General features: G+C 71.8%; 10 protein-coding genes. 2 read left to right on the top strand and 8 right to left on the bottom strand.

The genetic code is table 11. The features are described from left to right. Positions 1-75: 75 nt before the first annotated feature. Positions 76-1,002 carry an ABC transporter ATP-binding protein gene (locus GTW40_RS19410; RefSeq protein ID WP_161181469.1) on the bottom strand — a complete coding sequence of 309 codons (927 nt, stop codon included), beginning with the start codon at positions 1,000-1,002 and terminating at the stop codon, positions 76-78. 73 nt (positions 1,003-1,075) lie between these two features. Between GTW40_RS19410 and GTW40_RS19405 the strand changes: the two genes are divergently transcribed. After that, positions 1,076-1,579, top strand: coding sequence for a MarR family transcriptional regulator (locus tag GTW40_RS19405; RefSeq protein WP_161181468.1), 504 nt, complete (start codon positions 1,076-1,078; stop codon positions 1,577-1,579). A gap of 447 nt (positions 1,580-2,026) precedes the next feature. Here the strand turns inward: GTW40_RS19405 and GTW40_RS19400 are convergent, their stop codons facing one another. Next, positions 2,027-2,419 (bottom strand): VOC family protein, encoded by a 393-nt coding sequence (locus tag GTW40_RS19400; protein ID WP_161181467.1) that lies wholly within the window; start codon positions 2,417-2,419, stop codon positions 2,027-2,029. A gap of 100 nt (positions 2,420-2,519) precedes the next feature. Here GTW40_RS19400 and GTW40_RS19395 point away from each other — a divergent pair, with 100 nt between their 5' ends. Next, the gene (locus GTW40_RS19395; RefSeq protein ID WP_161181466.1) at positions 2,520-3,494 is read left to right on the top strand and encodes a YafY family protein; all 975 of its coding nucleotides are present in this window, start codon (positions 2,520-2,522) and stop codon (positions 3,492-3,494) included. A gap of 89 nt (positions 3,495-3,583) precedes the next feature. Here GTW40_RS19395 and GTW40_RS19390 read toward each other — a convergent pair whose 3' ends face one another. From GTW40_RS19390 to GTW40_RS19365, 6 genes are all read right to left on the bottom strand, one after another. Continuing rightward, entirely contained in the window at positions 3,584-4,024 is a 441-nt protein-coding gene (locus tag GTW40_RS19390) for a DUF6086 family protein (protein WP_161181465.1), read from the bottom strand. Beyond that, positions 4,021-4,302 (bottom strand): hypothetical protein, encoded by a 282-nt coding sequence (locus GTW40_RS19385; protein WP_161181464.1) that lies wholly within the window; start codon positions 4,300-4,302, stop codon positions 4,021-4,023. Before GTW40_RS19385 ends, GTW40_RS19390 begins: the two co-directional genes overlap by 4 nt. A 131-nt stretch (positions 4,303-4,433) precedes the next feature. Then, positions 4,434-5,099: a response regulator transcription factor gene (locus GTW40_RS19380; RefSeq protein WP_161181463.1), complete on the bottom strand. Its 666-nt coding sequence runs from the start codon at positions 5,097-5,099 to the stop codon at positions 4,434-4,436. After that, complete coding sequence (locus tag GTW40_RS19375) at positions 5,096-6,460, bottom strand: histidine kinase (protein WP_161181462.1); 1,365 nt, start codon at positions 6,458-6,460, stop codon at positions 5,096-5,098. Before GTW40_RS19375 ends, GTW40_RS19380 begins: the two co-directional genes overlap by 4 nt. A gap of 101 nt (positions 6,461-6,561) precedes the next feature. Next, positions 6,562-6,966 carry a DUF6281 family protein gene (locus GTW40_RS19370; RefSeq protein ID WP_202486122.1) on the bottom strand — a complete coding sequence of 135 codons (405 nt, stop codon included), beginning with the start codon at positions 6,964-6,966 and terminating at the stop codon, positions 6,562-6,564. Positions 6,967-7,003: 37 nt separating this feature from the next. Next, positions 7,004-8,212, bottom strand: a complete 1,209-nt coding sequence (locus GTW40_RS19365; RefSeq protein WP_161181461.1) for a cytochrome P450 — start codon at positions 8,210-8,212, stop codon at positions 7,004-7,006. Positions 8,213-8,360: the final 148 nt, after the last annotated feature.

The following is an 8,360-nucleotide window of genomic DNA, read 5'->3' as shown; positions in this document are numbered from 1 at the left end:
AGCGGAGGAGGGCGGGGGTGCCGGTGAGGGTGGAGGCGGGGTGGGGGCCGGGGTGGAGTTCGGGGGCCGTGGTGGTCATCGTGCGGCCACCTCCGCGTCCGTCGTCGTCTCCGCCGGGGTCTCCTCGTAGTGCCGCAGGAACAGTTCCTCCAGCGTCGGCGGGGTGGAGGTCAGCGAGCGGACGCCGACGGCGGTGAGGGCGCGCAGGACGCCGTCCAACTGGTCGGTGTCCACCTGGAGTTGGACTCGGTGGCCCTGGACGTCGAGGTCGTGCACGCCGGGGAGCGACGCGAGGCTCGCGCCGGGCTCGCCGCGCAGCTCCGCCCGCACGCTGGTCCGGGTCAGATGCCGCAGCTCCACCAGCGAACCGGTCTCCACCGTGCGCCCCTTGCGCACGATGCTGACCCGGTCGCACAGCGTCTCCACCTCGCTGAGGATGTGGGAGGAGAGCAGGACGGTACGGCCCCGGTCCCGCTCCTCCGCCACGCAGGACTGGAAGACCTCCTCCATCAGCGGGTCCAGGCCCGAGGTCGGCTCGTCCAGGATCAGCAGGTCCACGTCCGAGGCGAACGCGGCGACCAGGGCGACCTTCTGCCGGTTGCCCTTGGAGTAGGTACGGCACTTCCGCGTCGGGTCCAGCTCGAACCGCGCGGTCAGCTCCGCGCGGCGGCGCTCGTCCAGGCCGCCGCGGAGTCTGCCGTACAGGTCGACGACCTCGCCGCCGGAGAGGTTGCGCCACAGGGTCACGTCTCCGGGGACGTACGCGATCCGGCGGTGGATCTCCACGGCGTCGGTCCACGGGTCGCGGCCGAGCACCTGCGCGGCACCGGAGTCCGCGCGGAGGAGGCCCAGCAGGACGCGGATGGTGGTGGACTTCCCGGCGCCGTTCGGCCCGAGGAAACCGTGCACCTCCCCGCGCTCGACGGTCAGGTCGAGGCCGGTGAGGGCGTGGGTACGGCCGAAGGACTTGTGCAGTCCCGAGACCGTGATGGCCTTCGTCATGGAGGCGAACGTACGCTTCTTTCAGAAATTTGTGAAGTTAAGGAATCGTATGAAGTCGGGTTAGGGTGGAGAGATGACGGAGCCGAGGGTGGAGAGTGGGGGCGACCGCGATCCGGAGACGTTGTCGCGGTTCGTGGAACGGTTCGCGGCGCAGCTGGTGGAGGCGGGGATGCCGCGCATGCCGTCCCGCGTCTTCGCGGCCCTCCTCTCCTCCGACACCGGCACGCTCACCTCGGCCGAGCTGGGCGAACAGCTCCGCATCAGCCCCGCCGCCGTCTCCGGCGCCGTCCGCTACCTCGCCCAGGTCCACCTCGTCTCCCGCGAACGCGAACCCGGCTCCCGCCGCGAGCGCTACCGCGTCCACTCCGACCAGTGGTACGAGGCCCTCACCAACCGCGAGGCCATCATCAAGCGGTGGGAGGAGGCCCTGCGGGACGGCGTCTCCACCCTCGGCGCGGAGTCCCCTGCGGGGCGGCGGCTGTCCGAGACGCTGGAGTTCTTCGAGTTCATCGAGAAGGACGTGGCGGGACTCATGGAGCGGTGGCGGGCACACCGGGAACGGCGCGCGGCCGGCTGAGGCCAACCCCTTTCCCCCGTAGGGCCTCTTCGAAGGAGGAGCCTGGTTCGGCGGTGTGGATGGTGAGGGTGGGCCGTGCTCGGCAGTACCTGCGCCGAAGCCGCTACGTGAAGGGCTGGGTGGGGTGGGGCCCGCAGGTCCCCTTCGACGGGGTGCTCGTGATTCGCCAGGCTGATGGGTCGCTTCAGCGTCGACCGGTCACGGACGTGCCGGTTCGCCGTGCGCGGCCGTCGAGCCGTCCTGACCAAGCGCGTTCACAACCGGCGGTCGACCGAAGTGGTGCGAGCCGAGTTGGATGGTGACGCCTGGAGTGTGACCGAGCGGCGCGGGATTCGGGTGCCCGGACGGGTGGTCATGCGCTGCGGGCAGGGTCGTGACGGTCTGCTGTGGCTTCGCGCGGGCGACACGTGGCTTCGCATCGAAGTCTGAGGAGTACGGCGGGGGGCGTCACGCGGGTGACGTGGTGTGTGGCGTGCCCGGCGTGAAGAAGTTGACGAGGTTGCCGTCGGGGTCGCGGAACAGGAGCGAGCGGTTGCCCCAGGGCATGGTGGTGGGCTCGTTGACGAAGTCCTCCACGAAGCCGGTCAGGTTGTCGTACACGCTGTCCACGTCGTCGACGCGGAACTCGAGGATGACGCTGTGGTTGTCGGCGGGGCGGGCGGAACCGGGGGCGAACAGGGGGACCGTGCGGGTGGAGCCGATCGCGAGGGTGGCCGACGGGGTCCGCACCTCCGCGAAGTCCTCGGTGGCCCAGGTGGCGGGGACGCCGGTGGCCCGCTCGTAGAAGCGGACGAGGCGGGGGACGTCGTCGGTGATGACGCGGGTGGAGGCGAAGTGCACGGGGTTCTCCTCTGAGGTGCTGCCGCTGGTGGCCTGGTGATCGCACGCTACGACCAATACCGGGCAGAACCCGCCCGCTATTCGCGGGAGAATTCCGGCCATGCCCCGACCCCTCGCCCGCGTCCTCACCCTCCTGGAGCTACTGCAGTCGGGCGGCACCCGGACGGTCTCCGAACTCGCCGACCGGCTGGGCGTAGACGAACGCACCGTACGGCGCTACGCGCAGCAGCTCGTCGACCTCGACATCCCCGTGGAGTCGGTGCGCGGCCGCTACGGCGGCTACCGGCTCGGCCCCGGCTACCGCATGCCGCCGCTGATGCTGAACGACGACGAGGCACTGGCCGTGCTGCTCAGCCTGAGCACCGACAGGGCGAGCGACACGGCGGGGGAGACGGCGAGGGGGACGGCGACGGCCAAGATCCGGCGGGTACTCCCCGAGCGGCTGCGCCGCAGACTCGACGCGGTGCTCGGCTCACTCGCCTTCACGGAGTCACCCGGCAGAACGCCGACCGCCCCGGACCCCGCGATCCTCCTCCCGATCTCCGACGCGGTACACCACCACCGCCCCGTCTCGATCCGCTACACCGCCGCCGACGGCCACCGCACCGAACGCACCCTGCACCCGTACGGCATCGTGGCCCACGCGGGCCGCTGGTACGTAACGGCGGCGGACCTCTCTTCCGGCGAGGACCGCACCTTCCGCCTGGACCGCATCACCGACGCGCGCACCCTGCCCGGCTCCTTCGACCCACCCCTCGACCCCGCCCCGGCCGAACGCGTCCTGACCGCCCTAGCCACCGCCCCCCACCGCCACGAGGTAACCCTGCGCATCCAGGCACCCCCCGAACACATCCACACCCGCCTCCCTCCCGGCCTCGCGACCGTGACGGCCCCCTCTCCCCCGGACGACTGGTCCCACGTCACCCTCCGCGTCACCCAGCTCGACTGGCTCCCCGCGGTACTGGCCTCCCTGGACCGGCCGTTCATCATTGACGGCCCGGCGGAACTCTGCGGTCTGGTCGAGGAGTTCGCTGCCCGACTCGCTGACTTCGCCCGCCGGAGCCCGGGGCTGTGAGAGCCCCACTGGTACACCGGGGACCGCGCCCAAAGTTGTACGGGTGGTGCGGGTGGGAAACGAGACCCGGCCGGAGGCCGGGTGGCCGGTCAGCGAGCCATGTGCCGACTCACGTACGCCGCCTTCTCACGCAACGCCGCCGCCCAGGCATCAGGCTCCGCCGGCGTCGACATCCCCGTACCCACGGAGATCTGCACGTCAGTCCGCGCGCCCCGAGGCATCGCCGCCAACTCCGCCCAGTCCAACGCGATTCCGGCCCGCTCCGCCAGGGCCAGCGCCGTCGCGGTGAAGCCTTCGGAGAGGGTCAGGATGATGGTGTGGCTGGTGCGGCGGTGCCGGGTGAGGAGGGCGTGGACGAAGGTACCGAAGAGGGCGGGGTCGATTCGGGCTTCGTCGCATTCCATGGGGCCGATGCCTGACGGTAGGCCCAACTCCGCTTCGAACAGCTCCACTTGTCGCAGGAAGAGACGGGCCGCCCCGTTGGACGGGTTCCACAGGGTCTCGTCGCCCAGGATGAAGTCCTGACTCACCCCGCCGCTCCCCGCAGATAGAGCCGGAACCGGGTCGTGTCCTCCGCCTCGAAGCAGACCTCCTGCCCCCAGTGGGCGGTGAGCCGCTGGGCGACCGCGATCAGTCGGCGGCGGTCCTCCGGGGTGTGGGCGGGGTAGCGGGCCCAGCCCTGTTCGGCGATCTGGTGGCCGAGTTCGCTGAACAGGACGTTCCGGTAACGGAGTTCCTCTTCGTCGGTCAGCGGCGTGACGGCGTCGTCGGCGGGCCGTAGCTGGACGTTGTACAGGTCTCGGATCACGGCACACACGCTCGCACTCTGCTCAGGGACGGGACGGGAAGGTGGTTGGTCCCCGCAGGCTATCGGCCACCCGCGACCTCGATGCCCATCCCAGAGACCGCCGTCCGCTCCCCCGCCGGAGGCACCCCGCCTCACCCCGGCGTGACCAGCCGCGCCTCGTACGCGAACACCGCCGCCTGGGTACGGTCCCTGAGGCCCAGCTTCACCAGTATCCGGCTGACATGGGTCTTCACCGTGGACTCCGCGACGACCAGCCGCGCGGCGATCTCCGAGTTGGACAGGCCCTGGGCGATGAGGACCAGCACCTCCGTCTCGCGTTCGGTGAGTTCGCCGTAGGCCGCGTGGGCGGAGGGCATGAGACGGGGGGTGTCGGAGAGGCGGGAGAACTCGTGGATCAGGCGGCGGGTGACGGAGGGGGCCAGGAGGGCTTCTCCCGACGCCACCACCGCTACCGCGTCGGCGAGTTGGCGGGCGGAAGCGTCCTTGAGGAGGAAGCCGGAGGCGCCCGCGCGGAGGGCCTGGTAGACGTACTCGTCCAGGTCGAACGTGGTCAGCACGAGCACCTTCGCCGCCGCGTCCGCCGCGACGATCTCCCGGGTCGCCTCGATGCCGTTCAGTTCGGGCATGCGGATGTCCATCAGCACGACGTCCGGGGCGAGTTCACGTACCCGCGTGACCGCCTCGCGCCCGTTCACCGCCTCGCCGACGACCTCGATGTCCGGCATCGCGTTCAGCAGGACGGAGAAGCCCTCGCGCACCATCATCTGGTCGTCCGCGATCACTACCCGGATCGTCATGCCCGGCCCTCGAAGAGGTCGGTCCCCGTGCCCGGGGTCGGCACCGGCAGGAACACCGTCACCTCGTAACCCCCGTCGTCCGTAGGTCCGTCGGTCATCTCGCCGTTCAGCATGGTCACCCGCTCGCGCATACCCGTGATGCCGTGACCGGCGCCCGGCGAGGGCTTGATCAGACTCGGGGCGGGCGGCGGGCCGTTGACGACGCGGACGCCCAACCCGCCGAGCACGTAAGCGATCTCGACCCGCGCGGTCGCCCCCGGCGCGTGCCGCAGCGTGTTGCTGAGCGCCTCCTGCACGATCCGGTACGCCGACAGCTCGACGCCCTGGGGCAGTTCGCGTACCGCGCCGGTCACCGTCATGCCGACCTCCAGGCCCGTGTCCCGCACGTTGGCGAGCAGGGTGTCGAGGTCGGCGAGGGTGGGCTGCGGGGCGTCCGGGGCCTCGTAGTCCTCCGCGCGGACGACGCCGAGTACCCGGCGCAGCTCGGTCAGGGCCGCCACCGCGTTCTCCCGGATGGTGGCGAACGCCTTCTCCAGCTCCGGCGGCGGGTTCTGCACCCGGTAGGGCGCGGCCTCCGCCTGGATGGCGACCACCGACATGTGGTGGGCCACCACATCGTGCAGCTCGCGGGCGATGGTCGAGCGCTCCTCCAGCAGCGTGCGCCGCGAGCGTTCGTGCGCGGTCGCCGTCCGCTGCGCGGTCACCTCCCGCCGGGCCTGGCGGTGCGTGTGCCGGACGGTGACGGCCAGCAGGAGCAGCGCGGACAGGAACAGCATCGGGGCGACGTCGGAGGACCCGTGCCAGGCGAAGCCGGTCTCGGCGAGGAAGCCGTACACCGCGGTGAGCGCCCACATCCACGCGGCGGTGCGCGGCCGGGTGCGTATCGCGACCACCGTGAGCACGCTCAGGTGGGACAGGAAGCTGCCCGGCAGCCACGGCCAGGCGTCCCAGTACCCGCCCGCGACGAACGCGGTCATCGTCGTCGCCAGGAGCGACAGCCAGAAGGCGGCCACCGGACGCGCCAGAGTGAGCAGGACCGGCGCGAGGACCAGCAGCGCGCACAGCAGGGCGATCGGGCCACCATAGGTGCTGGACAGCGACACCAGCGCCGCGAAACCGCCCAGGGCCGCGACGGCTATGTGCGGGGCCCACACCCCGTACTCCCTCAGACGGTCGGGCAGCACACGTGCCGGCAGACCATCAACGGCCGCGCGGGGCAGCGGGCGGTAGGCGAAGGCGTCGCTGAACAGGTCCTGCCGCAGCCCGCGCAGGGCGTCCGCGGCGAGCCGGAACTCGGGGCTGCGCGGCCTGTCCTCGCCGCGCGGGGGCGGTGTCTGGGGATACGTCGTCGTCTCGGTCACGTGGGAGACGGTAGGCCGCGGCCGACCCCGCGGTCGTCCCCTCGCAGGGGGGTTTCCGGGGGTCCGCCTCAGGTACTACGCGCCCGTGTCCGGCCTCGGCCTCAGTCGTGCCGGATCAGCTTCCGGACCTCCGCCGGAAGGGCGCCCTTCGCGTCGACGGCGACGAAGAGCACGCCCTCGGGCGCGTCGTCGAGCGCGATGGCGACCCGGGGGTCGATCCCCTTCACCGCGTACGCGACCCTCGGCTCCGGCGTCTCCGGCCCGTCCCCGGCGTTCGGGGCGTCGTCGCACGGCGGGAGAACGGCGGGCCCCAGCTTCTCCCCGACCTCGAACCGGGCGTGGGAGACATCCGCGTACTGCCGGTGGCCGTACTCGACGCGGTACGCGCAGGACGCCGCCGTACCCCCGCCCCCCTCCGCAGACGCCCCCGCGCAGGAGGCGCACAGCGCGACGGTGGCCGCCGCCAGCAGCGCCCCCAGTGCCCTGTCCCTTCGGTACCGACTCATCCGCCACACCCCTCAGCCGTTCCGGTCGATGCGCTCCTCAGACGGCGGACACCACCAGTTCGTTCAGGCCGCGCAGCACGAATCCCGGTTTGCGTTCGGGCTCCGCCGCCAGGGTGAGGGCGGGGGCCCGGGTGAGGAGGGCGCGCATCGAGGTCGCCAGTTCGAGGCGGGCCAGGGGCGCGCCGATGCAGTAGTGGATGCCCGCGCTGAAGGAGATGTGGGGGTTGTCGCGGCGGGCGAGGTCCAGCCGGGCGGGATGGTCGAAGACGGCCGGGTCGTGGTTGGCGGAGCCGAAGAGGAGGGCGAGTTCGGAGCCCCGGGGGATCTTCGTGCCGTCGATCTCGATGTCGTCCAGGACCCAGCGCTCGAAGAGCTGGAGCGGGGTGTCGTAGCGGAGCAACTCCTCGACGGCGGACGGGATCAGGGAGTGGTCGGCGCGGAGGGCGGCGAGCCGGTCGGGGTGGCGGAAGAGGGCGAGCCAGCCGTTGGCGGTGGCGTTGACGGTGGCCTCGTGGCCCGCGTTGAGCAGGAGTACGGCGGTGGAGACCAGCTCCTGCTCGGTGAGGCGGTCGTCCTCGTCGTGGGCGGCGATCAGCGCGGAGATCAGGTCGTCGCGGGGGTCGGCGCGGCGGTCCGCGATCAGCTCGCGCAGATACGCCGAGAACTCCTCCGACGCCCGCACCGCCCGCGCGGCCACCTCCGGCGCCGGGTTCAGCTCGTACATCCCGCAGATGTCCGCCGACCAGGGCCGCAGCGGCCCCCGGTCCCCCTCCGGAATGCCGAGCATCTCCGCGATCACCGCCACGGGCAGGGGCTCCGCCACCGCCGCGACCAGATCCCCGCCACCCTCCGCGACCAGCCGCGCCACGAGCTTGTCGGCCAGCCCCTCCACATACCCCCGCAGCCGCTCCACGGTGCGTGGCGTGAACGCCTTCGACACCAGGCGCCGGATACGGGTGTGGTCCGGGGGTTCCAGGTCCAGCATCCCGTGATCGTTGAGCGTGTGGAACGGCTCGTGCTCGGGCGGCGGCGGAGTTCTCCCGAACTCCTCGTGCGCATACCGGTGTTGATACGTCCGCCCCAGCCGCCGGTCCCGCAGCAGCGCGGACACGTCGGCGTGGTGCGGCACCAGCCACTGATTCGAGGGCTCGTACCTGATCACCCGCCCCCGCGCCCGGAGTTCGGCGTACGCGGGGTAGGGATCGGCGAGGAAGTCCGGGGAGGCGGGGTCGAAGGTCGCTGACATGGGGGGACGCTAACCGGGGCGCGGGGGTGTGACCAGGGGGGCGCCTGCCGTCCGGCGGTTTCGTCCGTCTCCGGGATGACAGGTGTCATCTCCAGGAGATGCCCCCGGACACTGCCCCGGCGGCTGCCCGTCTTCGTAGGCTCGCCGT

Source organism: Streptomyces sp. SID4985 (genome assembly GCF_009863025.1).
Lineage (GTDB): Bacteria > Actinomycetota > Actinomycetes > Streptomycetales > Streptomycetaceae > Streptomyces.
This window is presented reverse-complemented; position numbering and strand designations above follow the sequence as displayed.

Bases quoted from the DNA above. Each gene is read 5' to 3' on its own strand.
- GTW40_RS19410 (WP_161181469.1), bottom strand. From the start codon at position 1,002: ATGACGAAGGCCATCACGGTCTCGGGACTGCACAAGTCCTTCGGCCGT.
- GTW40_RS19405 (WP_161181468.1), top strand. From the start codon at position 1,076: ATGACGGAGCCGAGGGTGGAGAGTGGGGGCGACCGCGATCCGGAGACG.
- GTW40_RS19395 (WP_161181466.1), top strand. From the start codon at position 2,520: ATGCCCCGACCCCTCGCCCGCGTCCTCACCCTCCTGGAGCTACTGCAG.
- GTW40_RS19380 (WP_161181463.1), bottom strand. From the start codon at position 5,099: ATGACGATCCGGGTAGTGATCGCGGACGACCAGATGATGGTGCGCGAG.
- GTW40_RS19370 (WP_202486122.1), bottom strand. From the start codon at position 6,966: ATGAGTCGGTACCGAAGGGACAGGGCACTGGGGGCGCTGCTGGCGGCG.
- GTW40_RS19365 (WP_161181461.1), bottom strand. From the start codon at position 8,212: ATGTCAGCGACCTTCGACCCCGCCTCCCCGGACTTCCTCGCCGATCCC.